Source organism: Pseudomonas sp. GD03842, assembly GCF_029841165.1.
Lineage (GTDB): Bacteria > Pseudomonadota > Gammaproteobacteria > Pseudomonadales > Pseudomonadaceae > Aquipseudomonas.
In genome coordinates this window covers 67,844-88,520 of sequence record NZ_JAOCEA010000009.1, presented here as the reverse complement: position 1 = coordinate 88,520, position 20,677 = coordinate 67,844, and the positions used below count along the sequence as shown (strand labels likewise).

General features: G+C 60.6%; 18 protein-coding genes. 1 reads left to right on the top strand and 17 read right to left on the bottom strand.

Translation table 11 applies throughout. The features are described 5' to 3' along the window. Positions 1 to 19: 19 nt before the first annotated feature. The 7 genes from N5D61_RS14505 to N5D61_RS14475 form a co-directional block, all read right to left on the bottom strand. The gene (locus tag N5D61_RS14505; protein WP_108235735.1) at positions 20 to 916 is read right to left on the bottom strand and encodes a peptidoglycan DD-metalloendopeptidase family protein; all 897 of its coding nucleotides are present in this window, start codon (positions 914 to 916) and stop codon (positions 20 to 22) included. 191 nt (positions 917 to 1,107) lie between these two features. Then, on the bottom strand, positions 1,108 to 1,785 hold the full coding sequence (locus N5D61_RS14500; RefSeq protein WP_108235736.1) for a protein-L-isoaspartate(D-aspartate) O-methyltransferase: 678 nt from the start codon (positions 1,783 to 1,785) through the stop codon (positions 1,108 to 1,110). Next, positions 1,785 to 2,534, bottom strand: coding sequence for a 5'/3'-nucleotidase SurE (gene surE, locus N5D61_RS14495; RefSeq protein WP_108235737.1), 750 nt, complete (start codon positions 2,532 to 2,534; stop codon positions 1,785 to 1,787). Before surE ends, N5D61_RS14500 begins: the two co-directional genes overlap by 1 nt. Continuing rightward, positions 2,522 to 3,580, bottom strand: coding sequence for a tRNA pseudouridine(13) synthase TruD (truD, locus tag N5D61_RS14490; RefSeq protein WP_108235738.1), 1,059 nt, complete (start codon positions 3,578 to 3,580; stop codon positions 2,522 to 2,524). Before truD ends, surE begins: the two co-directional genes overlap by 13 nt. Beyond that, positions 3,577 to 4,050, bottom strand: coding sequence for a 2-C-methyl-D-erythritol 2,4-cyclodiphosphate synthase (gene ispF, locus N5D61_RS14485; protein WP_108235739.1), 474 nt, complete (start codon positions 4,048 to 4,050; stop codon positions 3,577 to 3,579). Before ispF ends, truD begins: the two co-directional genes overlap by 4 nt. Before the next feature lie 94 nt (positions 4,051 to 4,144). After that, positions 4,145 to 4,990, bottom strand: coding sequence for an S-formylglutathione hydrolase (fghA, locus tag N5D61_RS14480; RefSeq protein ID WP_279893336.1), 846 nt, complete (start codon positions 4,988 to 4,990; stop codon positions 4,145 to 4,147). A gap of 82 nt (positions 4,991 to 5,072) precedes the next feature. Beyond that, complete coding sequence (locus N5D61_RS14475; RefSeq protein ID WP_279893335.1) at positions 5,073 to 6,185, bottom strand: S-(hydroxymethyl)glutathione dehydrogenase/class III alcohol dehydrogenase; 1,113 nt, start codon at positions 6,183 to 6,185, stop codon at positions 5,073 to 5,075. 112 nt (positions 6,186 to 6,297) lie between these two features. Here N5D61_RS14475 and N5D61_RS14470 point away from each other — a divergent pair, with 112 nt between their 5' ends. Continuing rightward, positions 6,298 to 7,200, top strand: coding sequence for a LysR substrate-binding domain-containing protein (locus tag N5D61_RS14470; protein WP_279893334.1), 903 nt, complete (start codon positions 6,298 to 6,300; stop codon positions 7,198 to 7,200). Positions 7,201 to 7,344: 144 nt separating this feature from the next. Here N5D61_RS14470 and ispD read toward each other — a convergent pair whose 3' ends face one another. The 10 genes from ispD to lpxB form a co-directional block, all read right to left on the bottom strand. Beyond that, entirely contained in the window at positions 7,345 to 8,055 is a 711-nt protein-coding gene (gene ispD, locus N5D61_RS14465) for a 2-C-methyl-D-erythritol 4-phosphate cytidylyltransferase (RefSeq protein WP_108235743.1), read from the bottom strand. A gap of 12 nt (positions 8,056 to 8,067) precedes the next feature. Continuing rightward, complete coding sequence (ftsB, locus tag N5D61_RS14460; protein ID WP_108235744.1) at positions 8,068 to 8,346, bottom strand: cell division protein FtsB; 279 nt, start codon at positions 8,344 to 8,346, stop codon at positions 8,068 to 8,070. A gap of 158 nt (positions 8,347 to 8,504) precedes the next feature. Then, positions 8,505 to 9,794, bottom strand: a complete 1,290-nt coding sequence (gene eno, locus N5D61_RS14455; protein ID WP_279893333.1) for a phosphopyruvate hydratase — start codon at positions 9,792 to 9,794, stop codon at positions 8,505 to 8,507. Between the two features lie 169 nt (positions 9,795 to 9,963). After that, on the bottom strand, positions 9,964 to 10,821 hold the full coding sequence (gene kdsA / locus N5D61_RS14450) for a 3-deoxy-8-phosphooctulonate synthase (RefSeq protein WP_108235746.1): 858 nt from the start codon (positions 10,819 to 10,821) through the stop codon (positions 9,964 to 9,966). Positions 10,822 to 10,836: 15 nt separating this feature from the next. Beyond that, positions 10,837 to 12,468: a CTP synthase gene (locus N5D61_RS14445; RefSeq protein WP_108235747.1), complete on the bottom strand. Its 1,632-nt coding sequence runs from the start codon at positions 12,466 to 12,468 to the stop codon at positions 10,837 to 10,839. 267 nt (positions 12,469 to 12,735) lie between these two features. Then, positions 12,736 to 14,073 (bottom strand): tRNA lysidine(34) synthetase TilS, encoded by a 1,338-nt coding sequence (tilS, locus tag N5D61_RS14440; protein WP_279893332.1) that lies wholly within the window; start codon positions 14,071 to 14,073, stop codon positions 12,736 to 12,738. 48 nt (positions 14,074 to 14,121) lie between these two features. Further along, complete coding sequence (locus tag N5D61_RS14435; RefSeq protein WP_108235749.1) at positions 14,122 to 15,069, bottom strand: acetyl-CoA carboxylase carboxyltransferase subunit alpha; 948 nt, start codon at positions 15,067 to 15,069, stop codon at positions 14,122 to 14,124. 113 nt (positions 15,070 to 15,182) lie between these two features. Beyond that, positions 15,183 to 18,704 (bottom strand): DNA polymerase III subunit alpha, encoded by a 3,522-nt coding sequence (gene dnaE / locus N5D61_RS14430; protein ID WP_279893331.1) that lies wholly within the window; start codon positions 18,702 to 18,704, stop codon positions 15,183 to 15,185. Between the two features lie 175 nt (positions 18,705 to 18,879). Next, positions 18,880 to 19,527 carry a ribonuclease HII gene (rnhB, locus tag N5D61_RS14425; protein WP_108235751.1) on the bottom strand — a complete coding sequence of 216 codons (648 nt, stop codon included), beginning with the start codon at positions 19,525 to 19,527 and terminating at the stop codon, positions 18,880 to 18,882. Between the two features lie 11 nt (positions 19,528 to 19,538). Then, entirely contained in the window at positions 19,539 to 20,675 is a 1,137-nt protein-coding gene (lpxB, locus tag N5D61_RS14420) for a lipid-A-disaccharide synthase (RefSeq protein WP_279893330.1), read from the bottom strand. Positions 20,676 to 20,677 lie beyond the last annotated feature (2 nt).

Below are 20,677 nucleotides of genomic sequence, written 5' to 3'. Positions count from 1 at the left end.
AGGACAGGCTGGTAACCGATCAACGACGCGGCAAGAATTCCAGTGGATCGACCGGTTTACCCTGACGGCGGATTTCAAAATGCAACTTGACCCGGTCAGTCCCCGTGGACCCCATCTCGGCAATTGCCTGCCCTGCCTTGACCTGTTGCCCCTCCCGTACCAACAGCCTGCGGTTATGACCGTAAGCACTGACGTAGGTATCGCTGTGTTTGATGATCACTAACTCGCCGTAGCCCCTTAATCCACTTCCGGCGTACACCACTGAACCATCAGACGCGGCCAAAACAGGCTGTCCCAAATCACCGGCGATATCAATGCCTTTATTCAAACTACCGTTTGAAGAAAATTTACTGATCAACATGCCACTCGTCGGCCATGCCCAACCGCTTGGAGAGCGCGCCCCAGCGACCACTGGAGTGTTGACGGGCGTGGTGACAGGCGCAGTCGCAGGCCCTGCCGACCCAGTTGAAGGCGTCCCGACCGGCCGGGTGATCACTGTCGTCTTGATCGACCCTGAGGAAGATGAACTCGAACTGCCGGAAGATGCGGGCGCAGCCACGACTGGCGAGGCCGCTACAGCCGCTGGGGCCGCACTCGATCGACCGTCGAAGCGAATCGCCTGGCCGACGTGGATCGTGTAGGGCTCGGGAATATTGTTGCGGGCTGCCAAGGCTTTCCAGTCCCACCCGTAACGGAAGGCGATGGAGAACAGTGTGTCACCCCGCTTGACCACGTATTGCCCGGTCGTGACCGGCTGGCGGACAGGCGCAGCAGGCTTGCCATTGCGATCAACAACACGCACACCGCTTGACGGCGTGCTGGAGCAGCCAACCAAAAGGACACTCAGGGCAATGCCAATCACCAGACGTGGAAAACTTGTTGAAGACGTACGCTGCCGAATGACTGTGAGACTCACCCGCCACTCCCTTTACCGGTGACTGAATTAAAGCTGCCTATTGTGTCTCGATCATGACCGGCAGCTACGAAAAAACGGGTTACAAAACCGTTCACAACGCTAAACGTTGGCGAGGCGAAATCCTCATCGCAAATCGCCAGCCTGTAGACCGGCGACGTCTGCCGGAATTCATTGCGAACGTAAATCAGCGTTCAAGCCAACGGGCCGTTGAGCAGTGGCACGAATCGTACGGCGCCCAATACATGACGTGAGAACCCGTGTTCCTCGCGAATGATCAACATCAATTGCTGAACTTCCCCCGCCCCAACCGGGATGACCAGACGCCCACCAGGTGCCAGTTGATCCAGCAACGCCTGGGGCACATCCGTGGCCACGGCCGTGACGATGATGCCATTGTAGGGAGCCAGCGCAGGCCAGCCCTCCCAGCCATCGCCCCAGCGGAACACCATGTTGCGCAGGTTGAGTTCGGTCAGCCGCTCCTTGGCGCGATCCTGAAGCACCTTGATGCGCTCCACTGAAAACACCCGCTCCACCAACTGCGCCAAGACCGCCGTCTGGTAGCCGGAACCGGTGCCGATTTCCAGCACCTTGTCCAGCGGGCCGGCCGCCAGCAGCAACTCGCTCATCCGGGCGACCATGTAGGGCTGGGAGATGGTCTGGTTGTTGCCAATGGGCAGGGCGGTGTCTTCGTAAGCTCGATGCGCCAGCGCTTCATCGACAAAGAGGTGCCGGGGCGTCTTGCGAATGACATCGAGCACATGGGTGTTGCTGATCCCCTCTTCGTACAACCGCTGGATCAGGCGCTCGCGAGTACGCTGCGAGGTGAACCCCACACCCCGTCGCAGCAGGTCATCTTGTTCACGCGACATCAGGCCATTCCCTCCAGCCATGCGTTCAGGCTTTTGAAACCGTCCTGATAGGTTCGATCCAGTTGCAGCGGTGTCACCGATACATACCCTTGCAGCACGGCGTGAAAGTCCGTTCCCGGGCCGCCATCCTCGGCGTCGCCGGCAGCGGCAATCCAGTATCCGGCGCGGCCCCGGGGGTCGACGACGCGAACCGGTGCGGCTGCGCGGGTGCGATGGCCCAGGCGCGTCAGCTGAATGCCCCGCACATGCTCGAGCGGCAGATTAGGAATATTCACGTTCAGTACCGTGCGTGGCGGCAGGTCGAGTTGCTCGTGGGCTTCGACCAGCGTGCGCGCGAAATGCGCGGCCGTGGCCAGGTTATCGACTTGGCGCGACAAAAATGAAAAAGCAAACGACGGACGCTGCAGGAAGCGCCCTTCCAGCGCCGCGGCAACGGTACCCGAATACAGGACGTCGTCGCCCAGGTTCGCACCCATGTTGATGCCGGACACCACCATTTCAGGCTCCTGCTCCAGAAGCCCATGGATGCCCAGGTGTACGCAATCGGTCGGAGTGCCATTGAGACTGATGAACCCGTTGTCCAGCCAACGAGGATGCAGTGGCCGATCCAATGTCAGCGAACTGCTGGCACCGCTCCTGTCTTGATCGGGTGCGATGACCGCACACTCGGCATAGTCCGCTAGCGCACCGTAGAGCGCAGCGAGGCCGGGTGCCGAGACCCCGTCATCATTTGAAATCAGAATACGCATGAGCTGTCCGTCTGTCCTGCGGACGCCAGATCGATCAGTTCACGCACCAGGACGGTAGCGAAACAGCCGGCGGGCAGGACGAATTCCAGTTGCAGAATGTCAGGCTCGGGATAATGCCACGACAGCCGCCCGATGGGCAGTCGCAGGATGCGACGTTCGTGTTCCATTCCCGCCCTAATCAACCAGTTACACAGCTGCGCTTCACGTTGAGCGATGCTGTTTTCCAGCTCGGCCGTCACACCTGTGGCTGGAGAATCGCCCTGCCCCCATAGGGGTCCCGTAGGGTGCAGGTCCAGAATGGCCAACCGCGGATCGTTGCACTCGGCCTCGCCGGCCGGAAAAAAGCTGCGGCTGTCCGTGAAGGCGAGTAAATCACCGACCTGAGCGCGCTGCCAGCTTCCGTCCGCCACCCGAGCCGCGAGCACTTGATTGAACACATGACTGCGAGCCGCGGACAGCAGCCGGGAACGCACATTGCGCTGTTCGGGCAGCGCTTGACGTTCGGCATAGTGGCGCGCTTCGACAACGTTGCCGCCATTGAAACCAAAGCGTTGGGCGCCGAAATAGTTGGGGATACCCTCCTGCCTGATCGCCTCAAGACGCGCGTCGATGGCGCGCTTGTCGGCTTGCAGTTGTGTCAGGCGCAGCGTGAAGCCGTTGGCCGAATGGGCACCGCGCTGCAATTTGCGCTTGTGACGCTTGCGTTCAAGAATGGTCAGGCTGTCGTTTTCAGCGGCCGACAGGTCCGGATCGGCCTTGCCCGGCAACTGAATGCTGAACCACTGCCGAGTCAGGGCCTGGCGGTCCTTCAATCCGGCGTAGGCAATGGTCCGCAACGGGACACCGGCAGCTCTGGCCAGGCGCCGTGCCGCCTCTTCGGTGTTGAGGCCGCGCTTTTCGACCCAGAGCCAGAGGTGCTCGCCTTCCCCCGAGAGAGGAATGTCCAGCACTTCGTCGACCTGGAAGTCTTCGGCAGTGGCCTTGAGGACCGCCGTGCCCAACGCATCGCCCCAGGCGCGCGGGCCCAATAGTTCGAGTTCGGTCATGCGGCGATCAACAACGCCACGGCGTGAACCGCGATGCCTTCTTCACGACCGGTAAAACCCAATTTTTCGGTGGTGGTGGCCTTGACGTTGACCTGATCGATCCCGACTTGCAGATCTTCTGCGATCAATGCCCGCATGGCCTCGATGTGGGGGGCCATCTTGGGTGCCTGGGCCACGATGGTGGCATCGACGTTGCCGACCTTCCAGCCTTTGATCCTGACCTGTTCAAGGACATGGCGCAGCAGCGCCCGACTGTCTGCGCCCTTGAATTTCGGGTCCGTATCCGGGAAATGCTTGCCGATGTCGCCCAGCGCCGCAGCGCCCAACAAGGCATCGCTCAGCGCGTGCAGCAGGACATCGCCATCGGAATGTGCGAGCAGACCGAACGTGTGTGCAATGCGCACACCTCCCAAGGTAATGAAATCGCCCTCAGCGAAACGGTGCACATCATAGCCGTGGCCAATACGCATAAAAAAACGCCCTGAAAAAGTCAGGGCGTGATTCTACCTGCTTTGTCGGCCATTAGGACCTGCTGGCACTCAATTGAGCGCGTGGGTCAATTCATCAGCCTGCCAGCGCCACCGCATGATAGCGGAGGTGGTCTTCGATGAAGCTGGCAATGAAGTAGTAGCTGTGGTCGTAACCCGGCTGCATCCGCAGCTCCAGCGGATGGCCCACGGCTTTGGTCGCCTGCACCAACGCTTCGGGTTTGAGCTGCTGGGCAAGGAAGTCGTCGCGATCACCTTGATCCACCAACAGAGGCAGCCGCTCAGGCGCCTCCGCAATCAGCACGCTGGCATCCCACTCACGCCAGCGGGAACGATCTTCCCCCAGATAGCGGGAAAAGGCTTTCTGGCCCCACGGGCAATCCATCGGGTTACTGATCGGCGAAAACGCCGAAACCGACGAGTAGCGCCCCGGATTGCGCAAGGCACAGACCAATGCGCCATGGCCACCCATTGAGTGACCGCTGATACTGCGTTTGTCCGACGCCGGAAAATGGGCTTCGATCAAGGCGGGCAGTTCGCTGACCACGTAGTCATACATGCGATAGTGCCGCGCCCAGGGCTGTTGGGTGGCATTGAGGTAAAAACCTGCGCCAAGGCCGAAGTCATAGGCGTTGTCCGGGTCGCCCGGCACGTCCGGCCCACGCGGGCTGGTGTCCGGTGCGACGATGATCAGCCCAAGCTCTGCTGCGATGCGCTGAGCCCCGGCCTTCTGCATGAAGTTCTCGTCCGTGCAGGTCAGGCCCGACAGCCAGTAGACCACTGGCAACTTTCCACCCTGCTCGGCCTGTGGCGGTAGATAAACCGCGAATACCATGTCGCAACCCAGCACATCGGAGTGATGTTTGTAACGTTTATGCCAGCCGCCGAAGCTTTTCTGGCACGAAAGATTTTCAAGACTCATGGTCGTTCCTCCCAGCGATCAGCTTCAAGCCGCCAGCTGCAAGAGGTCTTGCAGCTCGCAGCTCGTGACTTGTCGCCGCTTTTTAGAAGTGAATGACAGAACGAATGCTCTTGCCTTCGTGCATCAGATCAAAAGCTTCGTTGATCTTGTCCAGGCCCATGGTGTGGGTGATGAAGGTGTCCAGCGGGATCTCGCCTTTCTGTGCTTTCTCCACGTAGCTTGGCAGCTCGGTGCGGCCTTTGACGCCACCGAATGCCGAACCGCGCCAGACGCGACCGGTGACCAACTGGAATGGGCGAGTCGAGATTTCCTGACCGGCAGGTGCGACGCCGATGATGACCGACTCGCCCCAACCTTTGTGGCAGCACTCAAGCGCTGCGCGCATCAACTGCACGTTGCCGATGCACTCGAAGCTGTAGTCCACGCCGCCATCGGTCAGCTCGACGATGACATCCTGAATTGGCTTGGTGTGGTCTTTCGGGTTGACGAAATCAGTGGCACCCAGCTCACGGGCCACATCGAATTTCGACGGGTTGATGTCGATAGCGATGATGCGCGAGGCCTTGGCCATTTTCGCGCCGATGATCGCGGCCAGGCCGATGCCACCCAGACCGAAGATGGCAACGGTCGCGCCCTCTTCCACTTTGGCGGTATTGAGCACCGCACCGATACCGGTGGTCACTCCGCAACCGAGCAAGCAGATCTTTTCCAGGGGCGCCTCTTTCGGGACTTTCGCCAAAGAGACTTCGGCCACCACGGTGTACTCAGAGAAAGTCGAGCAGCCCATGTAATGGTAAATCGGCTGGCCGTTGTAGCTGAAACGGGTGGTGCCGTCAGGCATCAGGCCCTTGCCTTGGGTCGCGCGGACTTTCTGGCATAGGTTTGTCTTGCCGGATTTGCAGAATTTGCACTCGCGGCATTCGGCGGTGTACAGCGGAATGACGTGGTCGCCCACCGCCACGGAAGTGACACCCTCACCTACCGCTTCAACGATGCCGCCACCTTCATGACCGAGGATGCAAGGGAATACGCCTTCAGAGTCAGCACCGGACAGGGTGTAAGCGTCGGTGTGGCAAACGCCCGACGCGACGGTACGGATCAACACCTCGCCCGCTTTCGGCGCTTCGACGTCCACCTCGACAATTTGCAGCGGCTCGTTAGGTGCGAATGCAACAGCGGCACGTGACTTGATCATTCATTTTCTCCAACGATTGGGTAATAGAAGGGCTGGCGAAGAGTGTAAAGCAGTGCTGTATGGTGAATAATCCGAACAAAAGCAAAACATTAATGCTGTACAGGGATAATCAATGTACACCAATCGCTGGGACGGCCTGGATGAATTCGTTGCCGTGGCCGAGTGCGGACAATTCACCGCGGCGGCGGAACGTTTAGGCGTTTCATCCTCGCACATCAGTCGGCAGATCGCCCGTTTGGAAGAAAGACTGCAAACGCGACTCCTCTATCGCAGCACCCGCAAGGTCGCGCTAACAGAAGCCGGGCAGACGTTTCTGCACCATTGCCAGCGGTTGCAGGACGGCCGCGAGGAAGCGCTGCGCGCGGTGGGCGATCTGACAAGCGAGCCCAAGGGGCTGCTGCGCATGACCTGCGCAGTCGCGTACGGCGAACGCTTCATTGCCCCCTTGGTGACGCGGTTCATGGAGGAGTATCCGCAACTGCGTGTCGACATCGAATTGACGAATAACACGCTGGATCTGCTGCATGAAGGGATGGACCTGGCCATTCGTCTCGGCCGCCTCCAGGAGTCGCGATTGGTGGCGACCCGGCTTGCGCCTCGACGCATGTACCTGTGCGCCTCACCTTCTTATGTAGCGCGCTATGGTCGCCCTCATAGCCTCTCGGAACTGAATCGGCACAATTGCCTGATTGGCAGTTCAGACAGCTGGTTGCTGCAACAAAACGGCAAGGAGTTTTCCCAGCGGGTGCACGGGAATTGGCGATGCAACAGCGGGCAGGCCGTGCTGGATGCCGCGTTGCAGGGCATGGGGCTGTGTCAGCTACCGGATTATTACGTGTTGGAACACCTGAACACTGGCGCGCTGATTTCTCTGCTGGATACTCATCAACCGCCCAATACGGCGGTCTGGGCGCTGTATCCGCAGCAGCGGCATCTGTCGCCCAAAGTCAGAAAGCTGGTGGATTACCTGAAGACGGGGTTGGCTTCGCGCCCTGAATATCATCAGCCATTGTAGGAACGCGCTTGCCCTCGATCCGCCGCGCAGCGGCAGTAACTCCATCGGACGCGTCGCCTGACACAATGAAGGTATCTGTTTTGCTGCCGGCTCCCGGCAGATTGCGGGCAAGCGCCGCTCCTATGCCTTTCGGGCAGAAGCAGATCAACGGTTGAATTCGCCCCGCCGTTGGCGCAGCCATTCGAGGTCTTCCGGACGTGTGACCTTGATGTTGTCCGCCCGCCCCTCGATCAGGCGCGGCGCTTGCCCCGACCACTCTATTGCCGATGCTTCGTCGGTAACAGAGACGTTCGACACCAGGCTATCGGCCAACGCCCGATGCAACGCGCCCAGCCTGAACATCTGCGGCGTGTATGCCTGCCAGATGAGACTGCGGTCGACCGTCTCGCTTACTCGTCCATTGCCGTCGGCGCGCTTGAGGGTGTCTTTGGCGGGAACCGCAAGCAGTCCGCCGACCGGGTCGTGCGCCAATTCGCCGAGCAGGTGATCCAGATCGGAACGTGCGAGATTAGGGCGTGCAGCATCGTGCACCAGCACCCAATCATTGTCATCGGCGCCATTGGCATGCAGGTGCAGCAGCGCATTGAGTACCGAATCCGCCCGCTCTTTGCCACCGTCGACACGCTGAATGCGCGAATCCAACGCGCAAGGCAACGTGGGCCAATAGGGGTCGTCCACAGCCAGGCTGATCACCAGGCCCTTGAGCCCGGGGTGGTCGAGAAAGCAAAGCAGGCTGTGTTCCAGAATGGTGAGGCCGCCCAGCTTCAGGTACTGCTTGGGACGGTCTGCCGCCATGCGTGCGCCAACGCCCGCCGCGGGAATCACTGCCCAGAAGGCAGGAATAGAATGGGTCATTTTAGGCGAACGTCACTGTGCCAACTGATAGAGAGTCTCGCCGTCCTTGACCATGCCCAGTTCGTGGCGAGCTCGCTCTTCCACGGTCTCCAGCCCCTTCTTCAATTCCAGGACCTCCGCGTCGAGCACCCGATTACGCTCCAGGAGCGCTTCGTTTTCGGCGTGCTGATCGGCGATTTGCTGGGTCAGACTGGCCACCTGAGCAAGACTGCCATTACCCACCCACAGGCGATATTGCAGGCCCGCAAGCAGCAAGAGCAGAACGAGGAACAACCAGTTGGGACTGCGCATGGTGAATATCTGTTACCTGGTGGAGAACGACAGCAAAACCGACCATTTCAAATACCCAAGAGCCCGGTGGTCACCGGGCTCATGGATCAGAACGCCGAGGAAACCCTCACTTAAGCGAAGAGCCCTACAGCGCCTGCTGCCTTTTTACCATCTTGCAATCAGCCGCGAAACTCGGCGCGACCATTGTATTTGGCTTTGCCTGCCAATTGCTCTTCGATCCGCAGCAGTTGGTTGTACTTGGAAACGCGGTCGGAACGGCACAGCGAACCGGTCTTGATCTGGCCGGCCGAGGTGCCAACGGCGAGATCGGCGATGGTCGAATCTTCGGTTTCGCCGGATCGGTGCGAGATCACCGCCGTGTAACCCGCCGCCTTGGCCATCTGAATGGCTTCCAACGTCTCGGTCAGGGTGCCGATCTGGTTGAACTTGATCAGGATCGAGTTGGCGATCTTCTTGTCGATGCCCTCTTTCAGGATCTTGGTGTTAGTCACGAACAGGTCGTCACCGACCAGTTGTACCTTGTCGCCGATCTTGTCGGTCAGGATTTTCCAGCCCGCCCAGTCGGACTCGTCCAGACCGTCTTCGATGGAAATGATCGGGTATTGCTTGGTCAGGTCAGCCAGGTAGTCTGCGAAACCGGCGGCGTCAAAGACTTTGCCCTCGCCGGACAGGTCGTACTTGCCGTCCTTGTAGAACTCGCTCGCCGCGCAATCCAGTGCCAGGGTCACGTCGGTGCCCAACGTGTAGCCGGCTTTCCCGACCGCTTCTGCGATGGCTGCCAGCGCGTCGGCATTGGAGGCCAGGTTCGGAGCGAAACCGCCTTCGTCACCCACCGCCGTGTTCAGCCCCTTGGCCTTCAGCACCGCTTTGAGGTGATGGAAAATTTCGGTGCCCATGCGCAGGCCATCAGCGAACGTTTTGGCGCCCACCGGCTGAACCATGAACTCCTGGATGTCGACGTTGTTGTCGGCGTGCTCGCCACCGTTGATGATGTTCATCATCGGAACCGGCATCGAGTAGACACCCGGCGTACCATTGAGGTTGGCGATGTGCGCATAAAGCGGCAGGTCCTGGTCCTGTGCAGCGGCCTTGGCAGCAGCCAGCGACACGGCGAGGATCGCATTCGCCCCCAGCTTGGCCTTGTTGTCGGTACCGTCCAACTCGATCATCGCGCGGTCCAGCGCCTTCTGATCAACGGGGTCCTTGCCCAACAGCAGGTCGCGGATCGGGCCATTGATGTTGGCCACAGCTTTCAGTACGCCCTTGCCCAGGTAACGGCTCTTGTCGCCATCACGCAGCTCAAGCGCTTCACGCGAGCCGGTGGAAGCACCGGACGGCGCGCAGGCACTGCCGATGATGCCGTTGTCGAGGAGCACATCTGCTTCCACGGTGGGATTGCCACGGGAGTCGAGAACTTCACGACCTTTGATGTCGACGATTTTTGCCATTGTTGTTAACACTCCAAGATTGACGAAAACGACGCAGCTGGGAAAAAACGCCTGTCGCCCCGGGCACTAGACAACGGGCAGGCCCGGGATGACAGAATTTCCCGACCCGTTGGTCGGGAATGAAGCGAGCGGCACTCTACCCGAGGCGAGACTGCCGTAAAAGCAGGTTTTAAGCCGTTTCAATCACCGGGAAGGCCTTGACCAGATCATCGAGCGCCTTGAGCTGGGTCAGGAACGGCTCCAGCTTGTTCAAACGCAACGCGCAAGGGCCATCACACTTGGCGTTGTCCGGATCCGGATGCGCCTCGAGGAACAAGCCCGCCAGGCCCTGGCTGATGCCAGCCTTGGCCAGATCGGTCACCTGTGCACGACGGCCACCGGCCGAATCCGCGCGACCACCGGGCATTTGCAGCGCGTGGGTCACATCGAAGAAGACGGGGTATTCGAAGGCCTTCATGATGCCGAAGCCCAGCATGTCGACCACCAGGTTGTTATAACCGAAGCTCGAACCCCGCTCGCAGAGGATCAACTGGTCATTCCCGGCTTCTTCGCACTTGGCCAGGATGTGCTTCATCTCCTGAGGGGCGAGGAACTGGGCTTTCTTGATGTTGATCACCGCACCGGTCTTCGCCATCGCCACCACCAGGTCAGTCTGACGCGAGAGAAAGGCTGGGAGCTGGATGATGTCGCAGACCTCTGCCACAACGGCAGCCTGATGAGGCTCGTGCACGTCGGTGATCACCGGTACGCCGAAGGTGCTTTTGATCTCTTCGAAGATGCGCATGCCGGCTTCCAGCCCCGGGCCACGGTAGGACGTCACCGAAGAGCGATTGGCCTTATCGAAGCTGGCTTTGAACACGTAGGGAATGCCCAGTTTCTCGGTCACTCGCACGTATTCTTCGCAGACCTGCATGGCCATGTCCCGCGACTCGAGGACATTCATCCCCCCGAACAGGACCATCGGCTTGTCGTTGGCGATTTCGATGCCCTTGTCGCCAGAGCCGACGCGGATGATTTTCTGTGCCATGTAATGAGTTCCCTATCAGGCAGTCTTCTGGTGTTGGGCGAGCGCGGCCTTGACGAAGCCACTGAACAGGGGGTGACCGTCACGAGGCGTGGAAGTGAACTCCGGGTGGAACTGGCACGCCACGAACCATGGATGGTCCAGCGACTCGACCACTTCGACCAACGCCCCATCACCGGAGCGACCGGACACTTTCAGGCCAGCCTCCACCAGCTGCGGCAGCAGGTTGTTGTTCACCTCGTAACGGTGACGATGACGCTCGACGATGGTGTCATTGCCGTAGCAATCGTGCACCAGAGAGCCCGGCTCCAACTGGCATTCCTGTGCGCCGAGACGCATGGTGCCACCCAGATCGGAACTTTCGGTACGGGTTTCGACGGCGCCGGTGGCGTCCGCCCACTCGGTGATCAAACCGACCACCGGGTGCGCACTGTTGCGCTCGAACTCGGTGGAGTTGGCGTCTTTCCAGCCGACGACGTTACGAGCGAATTCGATGACTGCCACTTGCATGCCCAGGCAGATGCCCAGATAAGGGACCTTGTTTTCACGGGCGTATTGAACGGCGGTGATCTTGCCCTCGACGCCGCGCAGACCGAAGCCACCCGGCACCAGAATCGCATCGACGCCTTCCAGCAGGCCGGTGCCCTGATTCTCGATGTCTTCGGAGTCGATGTAACGCAGGTTGACCTTGGTCCGGTTGGTGATGCCCGCGTGGCTCATCGCTTCGATCAGCGACTTGTAGGCATCCAGCAGCTCCATGTACTTGCCGACCATGGCAATCGTGACTTCGTGCTCAGGGTTGAGCTTGGCGTCCACGACCTTTTCCCATTCGGACAGGTCGGCCCCACCGCATTGCAGGCCGAAACGCTCGACGACGAAATCGTCCAGGCCCTGCGCGTGCAACACGGCCGGAATCTTGTAGATGGTGTCGACGTCTTCCAGCGAAATCACGGCGCGTTCTTCAACGTTGGTGAACAGCGCGATCTTGCGACGCGACGACACATCCACCGGATGATCGGAACGACAGATAAGGACATCAGGCTGCAGGCCGATGGAGCGCAGTTCCTTGACCGAGTGCTGAGTCGGCTTGGTCTTGGTCTCGCCCGCGGTGGCGATGTAAGGCACCAGTGTCAGGTGCATCAGCATGGCGCGCTTGGAACCGACCTCAACGCGCAGTTGGCGAATGGCCTCCAGGAACGGTTGCGACTCGATGTCGCCGACAGTCCCGCCGATCTCGACCAGGGCGACATCGGCATCGCCAGCGCCCTTGATGATGCGACGCTTGATTTCGTCGGTGATGTGCGGAATCACCTGAATGGTCGCGCCCAGATAATCACCACGGCGCTCTTTGCGCAGCACGTGTTCGTACACGCGGCCGGTGGTGAAGTTGTTGTTCTGGGTCATGGTGGTACGGATGAAACGCTCGTAGTGCCCCAAGTCCAGGTCGGTCTCGGCGCCGTCGTGGGTAACGAACACTTCACCGTGCTGGAACGGGCTCATGGTGCCCGGGTCGACGTTGATGTAGGGGTCCAGCTTGAGCATGGTGACCTTAAGTCCCCTCGCCTCCAGGATGGCCGCCAATGAAGCCGAGGCAATGCCTTTCCCCAATGAAGAAACAACACCGCCCGTGACGAAGATGTAGCGCGTCATGAAAAACCCTAGAAGTCTGCGTTAAAGCGGTCAGAGCCGCCGGGGAAAGCGAAGGAAGGCCGAAGCCCCCGATGACCTGCGTGTTTCACCGTGCATTCCTGAAACTGCTGCATTGAAAGCGACTGGCCGGATCCGGACCTGTCCATTGCTCGCCACATTTGAGAATCGCCCAGTAAAGACTGGCTGGTAATCGGCAACTCATGTCGTTCCGAAAGGGCCGACATAAGCTGTATCAAGAAGGGAGCGTAGTCTACCGGAAACGGCCTCTCATCTCAAACTGTGGTCATTCGTCGGTGGCAGCCAATGCAATCGCCAGTCGCCACGGGGGTCCGCGTCGAGTCCGGGAAGATTGGCCACCGCCAGCAATTGTTCACCGCGATAGAGCAGCGGCAATCGGCCGCGCAGAAACACCGGCACCCGCTTTTCATTGAGCAAACGCTTGAGGTCGCGCCGCCCCCGATCCGGCACGTCGAGCACTTCGCCGCCCTGGCGGTAGTGAACATGAAGGCCGCCTCGGGGGACTTCGCCCAGAATCTGCAGCATTCCGTTGCCCGGCAGGTGCAGCGGCTGAGACGCCGTTGACCAGTGCTGCGAGCCCGCAACGTCTTTCAGCCAGATACCTGATAGCCACCAGATGCGACCTTCGGCACGATGCAATTGCCCGTTCCCCAGCCGCCAGATCGGACGACCGTCAGGACCCGCATCGCGCAGTGCATCCCAGCCAGCCCAGTGATCGCTGTCCGGCAGGCGCGTCAGGGGGGCAAGCCAGTGGCGCAACGCATTGCGTTGGCGCGCGGGCGACAAGACTTCCAGCGGCGCCAACTCCAGTGAGGGCAATTCGAGCCAGGGCCAGGCGCAAGGACTCTGCGCCAGCGACAGGTCCTGAACCGCCAGCTCGTCCAGCAACCCTTGCGCCTCTGCCAGATGCGCTGCGCTGCGCGCCATGCTGGCGATTGCCTGCGGCCAGCGCTCGGTCAGCATGGGCATGGCATGGTTGCGTAAATAATTGCGAGAAAAACGGCTGTCCTTGTTGCTAGGGTCTTCGATCCAACTCAGCCCTTCCTCGCGAGCATAGCGTTCGAGCAACGCTCGCGATTCGTCCAGCAACGGACGGAAAAGATGGCCATGGCCCAACCTGCGCTGCGCCGGCATGGCCGCCAGACCACGAACCCCGGCGCCCCTCAGCAGACGGAACATCAAGGTTTCAGCCTGATCGTCTCGGTGCTGGGCCGTGAGCAGCACCTCCCCCCTTTGCAACGTAGCGTCGAAGGCTGCATACCGGGCATCCCGAGCAGCCTGTTCCAGACTGGCGCCCGACTCGACCTGAACGTCGACGACTTGCAACGGCACACCCAGAATCTGACACACCTGACGGCAGTGCCCCGGCCACGACGCAGCCACAGCCTGCAGACCGTGATGGACATGAATGGCGGTCAACGGGGGAAGGCGCTGGTGGCGGGAAAGCTCAGCCAGCAGATGAAGCAGAACGGTGGAGTCCAGCCCCCCCGAGAAGGCGATGCGCCAAGCGGCTGCGTCACGCCATGGCGCAAGGCGCGACAGCAGTCGCTGGTGGAGTTCTGTCTTGAAGCGGTCCGGCTTGCTCATGCTGGTAGACCCCGCGCTGGCTCACCGGACTTCGGGAGTTGGCTCCGGTTAGACGCCGTAACTCATCAGGCGCTCGTAACGACGCGCCAGCAGTTCATCGTGATTGAGCTTTTTGAGCGAGGCCAACTGACTGCTCAAGGCTTCGCGAATCGATGCCGACGCTGCGGCTGGATCGCGGTGCGCGCCACCCAACGGTTCGTCGATCACCTTGTCGACGATGCCCAGGCCCTTCAGCCGTTCGGCCGTGATGCCCATCGCTTCGGCAGCATCCGGAGCTTTCTCGGCAGTTTTCCACAGGATCGATGCGCAACCTTCCGGCGAGATCACCGCATAGGTGGAATATTGCAGCATGTTCAGTTGGTCGCAGACGCCGATGGCCAGTGCGCCGCCGGAACCGCCTTCGCCAATGACCGTGGCGATGATTGGAGTCTTCAGACGAGCCATGACGCGCAGGTTCCAGGCAATCGCCTCGCTCTGGTTACGCTCTTCGGCGTCGATGCCTGGGTAGGCCCCCGGCGTGTCGATGAAGGTGACGATCGGCATCTTGAACCGTTCGGCCATCTCCATCAGGCGACAGGCCTTGCGATAGCCTTCAGGGCGCGGCATGCCGAAGTTACGGCGTACCTTCTCACGCACTTCGCGGCCTTTCTGATGACCGATCACCATTACCGGCTGGCCGTCGAGCCGCGCGATCCCGCCAACGATGGCGGCGTCGTCGGAGAAGTGACGATCACCGTGCAGCTCGTCGAACTCGGTGAAAATGTGTTGGATGTAATCCAGCGTGTACGGACGACGCGGGTGACGCGCCATGCGCGCGATCTGCCAGCTGGTCAGGTTGCCGAAAATGCTTTCGGTGAGCGTTTTGCTCTTATCTTGCAGTCGAGAGATTTCGTCGCTGATGTTCAGCGAGTTGTCATTGCCTACCAGGCGCAGCTCTTCAATCTTGGCTTGCAGGTCAGCGATCGGCTGTTCGAAATCCAGAAAATTCGGGTTCATAGGCATCCGTCTTGGGTCGACGGCCAAGAGGCCGGCCGGTTGATCCGTAAGCGCCCTACCTTAAAGGAGCGGGCGCCTTGCGGTCGAGTTTTAATAAATTCGTCAGTTGGCTTTCAACGATACTGCAGGAAGACGTTCTCTCGTCCGAACTGGTCACGCAGGGCCTGGATCAGGCTGTCTGCGGGATCGATCCGCCACGCTTCGCCAAACTGCAGCAGCGCTCTGGCATCCTGTCCGGTGTAATCCAGCGTGATCGGGCACGCGCCCCGGTGCTTCCTGCACAGGTCACCCAGCCAGCGTAGACGATCGCCCTTGAGCGCCTCGCTACGCACGGTCAGGCGTAAACTTTCTGCCAGCCCGGTCCGGGCCTCTTCCAGGCTCATGACGCGCTTAGCGCGCAAGCGCAATCCGCCGGAGAAGTCGTCCGAACTGACCTCGCCTTCCACGACCACCATCGCGTCGGTCTGCAACAACGACTGGGCCGCCTGGAACGCTTCGGCGAACAGAGAGGCCTCAATGCGCCCGGACCGATCGTCCAAGGTGATAAAGCCCATCTTGTCGCCCTTCTTGTTTTTCATGACCCGCAACGCAATGATCAGCCCGGCGACGGTCTGGGTATCGCGGGCAGGCTTGAGGTCCACGATGCGCTGACGGGCAAACCGACGTATCTCGCCTTCGTATTCGTCGATCGGGTGCCCGGTCAGGTACAGGCCCAGCGTCTCCTTCTCACCGCGCAAGCGCTCCTTGAGAGTGACCTCTCGGGCGTTGCGATGGTTCGCATAAACGTCAGCGTCCGCTGCATCGAACAGGCCGCCAAACAGGTCGGCGTGCCCGCTGTCATGACTGCGAGCGGTTTGTTCTGCAGCCTGGATCGCTTCTTCGAGAGCGGCGAGCAGGACGCCACGGTTGCGGTCGATGTTGGCGTGATACTGCTTGGGCTCGTCGTAGAAGAACGGACCCAGGCGGTCGAGCGCACCGCTGCTGATCAGCCCGCCCAGGGTCCGTTTGTTGACCCGCTTGAGGTCGATGCGCTCACAGAAATCGAAGAGATCCTTGAAGGGACCTGCCTGACGCGCTTCGGTGATCGCTTCGACTGGGCCTTCGCCGACGCCCTTGATCGCGCCGAGACCGTACACGATGCGACCCTCCTCGTTCACTGTGAACTTGAATTCGGAGGTGTTCACGTCTGGCGCATCGAGGCGCAGTTTCATGGTGCGCACTTCTTCGATCAGGGTCACGACCTTGTCGGTGTTGTGCATGTCCGCAGACAACACCGCCGCCATGAATGGCGCGGGGTAATGCTTTTTCAACCATGCCGTCTGGTACGACACCAGACCGTAGGCGGCCGAGTGGGATTTGTTGAAGCCGTAACCAGCGAACTTTTCTACAAGGTCGAAAATGTTACCCGCCAGATCGGGATCGATGCCGTTATTGGCGCATCCCTCGATGAAGCCCCCGCGTTGCTTGGCCATTTCCTCGGGCTTTTTCTTACCCATTGCCCGCCGCAGCATGTCCGCACCGCCCAGGGTGTACCCGGCCATGACCTGGGCGATCTGCATCACCTGTTCCTGATACAGAATGATGCCGTAGGTCGGCGCAAGCACGGGCCGCAGGCCTTCGTACTGGTAATCCGGGTGCGGGTAGGCCAGCTCGGCTCGCCCGTGCTTGCGGTTGATGAAGTCGTCCACCATCCCGGACTGCAGCGGGCCCGGACGGAACAGGGCCACCAGCGCAATGAGGTCTTCGAGGCAGTCGGGCTTGAGCTTTTTGATCAGCTCTTTCATGCCTCGCGATTCGAGCTGGAACACGGCCGTGGTTTCGGCCTTTTGCAGCAAATCGTAGGTCGGCGCGTCATCCAGCGGGATGAACGCGATGTCCAACGGCTCTTCACCCGCCTTGGCGCGGTCGCGGTTGATGGTTTTCATCGCCCAGTCGATGATCGTCAACGTCCTCAGGCCGAGAAAGTCGAACTTCACCAGGCCGGCAGCCTCGACGTCGTCTTTGTCGTACTGGGTTACCAGGCCACTGCCTTCCTCGTCGCAGTAGATGGCGGCGAAGTCGGTCAGCTTCGTCGGCGCGATCACCACGCCCCCGGCATGCTTGCCCACGTTACGCACGACGCCCTCGAGCTTGCGCGCCATTTCCCAGATTTCAGCGCCTTCCTCATCGGTCTTGAGGAAATCACGAAGGATCTCTTCCTGCTCGTAGGCTTTTTCCAGCGTCATGCCGACTTCGAACGGGATCATCTTCGACAGACGATCAGCCAGACCGAATGACTTACCCTGCGCCCGCGCCACGTCACGGACCACGGCCTTGGCCGCCATCGAACCGAAGGTGATGATCTGGCTGACCGCGTTGCGGCCATACTTGTCCGCCACATACTCGATTACACGGTCGCGGCCGTCCATGCAGAAGTCGACGTCGAAGTCCGGCATGGAAACCCGTTCAGGGTTGAGGAAACGTTCGAAGAGCAGGTCATAGGCCAATGGGTCCAGGTCCGTGATCTTCTGCACGTAGGCTACCAGCGACCCGGCGCCCGACCCCCGACCCGGCCCGACGGGTACACCGTTGTTCTTCGCCCACTGAATGAAGTCCATCACGATCAGGAAGTAACCCGGGAACCCCATCTGGATGATGATATCCAGCTCGAAATTCAGCCGGTCGACATACACCTGGCGCTTGGCCTCGTAGTCGGGCGTGGTCTCTTTCGGCCACAGCACCGCCAGACGCTCTTCTAGGCCCTCGAAGGACACCTTGCGGAAATATTCGTCGATGGTAAGCCCATCGGGAATCGGGAAGTTGGGCAGAAAGTGTTTGCCGAGCCGGACATCGATGTTGCAACGCTTGGCAATTTCAACCGTGTTCTGCACCGCATCGGGCAGGTCGCTGAACAGCTCGACCATTTCCTCGGCGCTTTTGAGGTATTGCTGATCGCTGTAGTTTTTCGAGCGGCGCGGGTCGTCCAGCGCCCGCCCCTCACCAATGCAGACGCGCGTTTCGTGGGCTTCGAAATCTTCCTGCTTGATGAACCGCACGTCGTTGGTGGCCACCAACGGTACCCCATGGCGATCAGCCAGGGCGACGGCGGCGTGCAGGTGCTCTTCATCGTTGACGCGATGGGTGCGCTGAACCTCGACGTAAAAGCGATCGCCGAAGACCGACAACCACTCCTTGAGCAACTCGTCGGCCTCCGTCGGATTCGCGCCCAGCAGGGCCATGCCGATCTCACCTTCTTTGGCGGCGGACAGGGCGATCAGCCCTTCATTGGCCTCGACCACCCATTCGCGCTCGATGACCACCAAACCATTGCGCTGACCTTCCATGAAGCCCCGGGAAATGAGCTCTGTCAGGTTCAGGTAGCCTTTGGGGTTCATCACCAGCAGGCTCATGCGACTGAGCGGCGCGTCCTTGGTACGCCCCGCCAGCCAGATATCGGCGCCACAGATCGGCTTGATGCCCGCCCCCATTGCGGCCTTGTAGAACTTGACCAATGAGCACAGGTTGTTTTGATCGGTCACTGCCACGGCAGGCATGTTCAGGCCGGTCAGCGCCTTCACCAGTGGCTTGACCCTGACCAGGCCATCGACCAGCGAATATTCGGTGTGCATGCGCAGATGAACGAAAGAAGCCGACATGGGTGATCCTATGACGCACTGAAAGCAAAGGCCGGATTGTACCGGCCTGGCAGCGAAGTTGGGCAGTTCTCATGGACGCGGATGACGAAGCGCCTGTGGCCACGAAGTCGCTTATGGAGGCATGCGAGGGCCGGCCAGTTCGTGATCATGGGGCATGACATCCGCACGCGCAGGTCTACTCCCACAACGGATTTGCCACGCTATTGAGTGAAGCAAGCATCATGTCCCGCGCTTCATGCGCCGCCCGCACCGGCGCGAACGAGCGACGATGGATGGGCGTCGGGCCCAGGCGCGCCAAGGCCTCGAGATGCACGGGGGTGGGATACCCCTTGTGCCCGCCAATCCCGTAGCCAGGGTAGGTCAGTTCCATGGCCGCCATTTCCCGGTCCCGGCTGACCTTCGCGAGAATCGACGCCGCCGCGATGGCGGGCACCTGAGCATCGCCCTGGATGACCGGGGCGCAAGGGATCGACAACTGCGGACAACGGTTGCCATCGATCAGCGCAAGCTTCGGCGTGATGATCAGCCCTTCTACTGCGCGTTTCATGGCCAGCATCGTCGCATGCAGGATATTGAGTTCGTCGATTTCCTCGACTTCCGCCCGTGCGATATGCCAGCACAGGGCTTTTTCGCAGATTTCGTCGAACAGCTTTTCTCGTTTGGCTTCGGTGAGCTTTTTCGAGTCGTTCAGCCCTTGAATAGGACGCTTCGGATCCAGGATGACCGCAGCGGTCACCACCGCGCCGCAGAGCGGGCCACGGCCCACTTCGTCGACACCGGCGACCAGATCCTCGACCAGGTTGAAATCCAGACCCATTTGCATTGATTTGGCACTCATCGTGAAGGCCCTGCGCCAAGCAGGCTCAGCACTGCCTCAGCAGCCTGATTGGATGCATCGCGACGCAAGGTCCGGTGAATGGCATCGAAGCCGGTCGTCTGCGCGGCACCGTTGTCGAGCAGCGGCAGCAGCGTTTGCGCCAGCGCATCGGGCGTCGCCGCGTCCTGTAGTAGCTCTGGAACCAGCAAACGCTGCGCCAACAGGTTCGGCAGCGACACGTAAGGGCTTTTGACCATGCGTTTGAGAATCCAGTACGTCAGCGGCGCCAGACGATAGGCCACCACCATCGGGCGCTTGTACAGCAGCGCCTCGAGGGTGGCCGTGCCTGACGCGATGAGAACGGCATCGCAGGCCGCCAACGCCAGGTGGGAACGACCATCGAGCAGCGTGAGCGGCAAGTCACGCCCTACGAGGAGCTGTTCGATCTGGGCGCGACGTTGCGGGCTTGCGCAGGGCAACACGAAACGCAAGTTTGGGCGCTCGGCCAGCAGGCGCTGCGCCGCGTCGAGGAACAGAGCACACAGGCGGCCCACTTCGCCGCCGCGGCTGCCAGGCATCAACGCAACCACAGGGCCGTCGCTCAGGCCCAGTTCGGCGCGCGCAGCCTGGCGATCGGCATCGAGGGGAATGGTGTCTGCCAGCGGGTGCCCGACGAAACGCACCGGCACCCCTTTTTCTTCATAGAAGCGCGCCTCGAACGGCAGCAGCGTCAGCATCAGATCGCACCCTTCACGAATCTTGAGCACCCGCTTTTGCCGCCATGCCCACACCGAGGGGCTTACGTAATGAACGGTCTTGATCCCGGCCTGGCGCAGCTTCAATTCGATGGTAAGGGTGAAGTCAGGCGCATCGATGCCGATGAAAACGTCGGGCTTCTCGCCAATCAGCGTCTGGATCAGCCATTTACGGCGCGCCAACAGCTCCTTCAGCCGGCCGAGCACCTCAACCAACCCCATGACCGACAGGCGCTCCATGGGAAAGTAGGACTGCATGCCCTCCGCTTCCATGAGCGGACCGCCTATGCCAATAAATTGCGCATCAGGATGACGAGCCTTGATCGCGCGCATCAGCCCTGAACCCAGAATGTCGCCGGAAGCTTCCCCGGCGACCAGCGCAATACGCAAAGCCGCCATGG

Excerpts from the sequence above, each read along its gene's own strand:
- ispD (WP_108235743.1), bottom strand. The coding sequence starts at position 8,055 with ATGACCCATTCTATTCCTGCCTTCTGGGCAGTGATTCCCGCGGCGGGC.
- fghA (WP_279893336.1), bottom strand. The coding sequence starts at position 4,990 with ATGAGTCTTGAAAATCTTTCGTGCCAGAAAAGCTTCGGCGGCTGGCAT.
- ftsB (WP_108235744.1), bottom strand. The coding sequence starts at position 8,346 with ATGCGCAGTCCCAACTGGTTGTTCCTCGTTCTGCTCTTGCTGCTTGCG.
- N5D61_RS14445 (WP_108235747.1), bottom strand. The coding sequence starts at position 12,468 with ATGACGCGCTACATCTTCGTCACGGGCGGTGTTGTTTCTTCATTGGGG.
- lpxB (WP_279893330.1), bottom strand. The coding sequence starts at position 20,675 with ATGGCGGCTTTGCGTATTGCGCTGGTCGCCGGGGAAGCTTCCGGCGAC.
- ispF (WP_108235739.1), bottom strand. The coding sequence starts at position 4,050 with ATGCGTATTGGCCACGGCTATGATGTGCACCGTTTCGCTGAGGGCGAT.
- tilS (WP_279893332.1), bottom strand. The coding sequence starts at position 14,073 with ATGAGCAAGCCGGACCGCTTCAAGACAGAACTCCACCAGCGACTGCTG.
- N5D61_RS14435 (WP_108235749.1), bottom strand. The coding sequence starts at position 15,069 with ATGAACCCGAATTTTCTGGATTTCGAACAGCCGATCGCTGACCTGCAA.
- eno (WP_279893333.1), bottom strand. The coding sequence starts at position 9,794 with ATGGCAAAAATCGTCGACATCAAAGGTCGTGAAGTTCTCGACTCCCGT.
- surE (WP_108235737.1), bottom strand. The coding sequence starts at position 2,534 with ATGCGTATTCTGATTTCAAATGATGACGGGGTCTCGGCACCCGGCCTC.
- dnaE (WP_279893331.1), bottom strand. The coding sequence starts at position 18,704 with ATGTCGGCTTCTTTCGTTCATCTGCGCATGCACACCGAATATTCGCTG.
- rnhB (WP_108235751.1), bottom strand. The coding sequence starts at position 19,527 with ATGCAAATGGGTCTGGATTTCAACCTGGTCGAGGATCTGGTCGCCGGT.
- truD (WP_108235738.1), bottom strand. The coding sequence starts at position 3,580 with ATGACCGAACTCGAACTATTGGGCCCGCGCGCCTGGGGCGATGCGTTG.
- kdsA (WP_108235746.1), bottom strand. The coding sequence starts at position 10,821 with ATGGCACAGAAAATCATCCGCGTCGGCTCTGGCGACAAGGGCATCGAA.
- N5D61_RS14470 (WP_279893334.1), top strand. The coding sequence starts at position 6,298 with ATGTACACCAATCGCTGGGACGGCCTGGATGAATTCGTTGCCGTGGCC.
- N5D61_RS14500 (WP_108235736.1), bottom strand. The coding sequence starts at position 1,785 with ATGTCGCGTGAACAAGATGACCTGCTGCGACGGGGTGTGGGGTTCACC.
- N5D61_RS14475 (WP_279893335.1), bottom strand. The coding sequence starts at position 6,185 with ATGATCAAGTCACGTGCCGCTGTTGCATTCGCACCTAACGAGCCGCTG.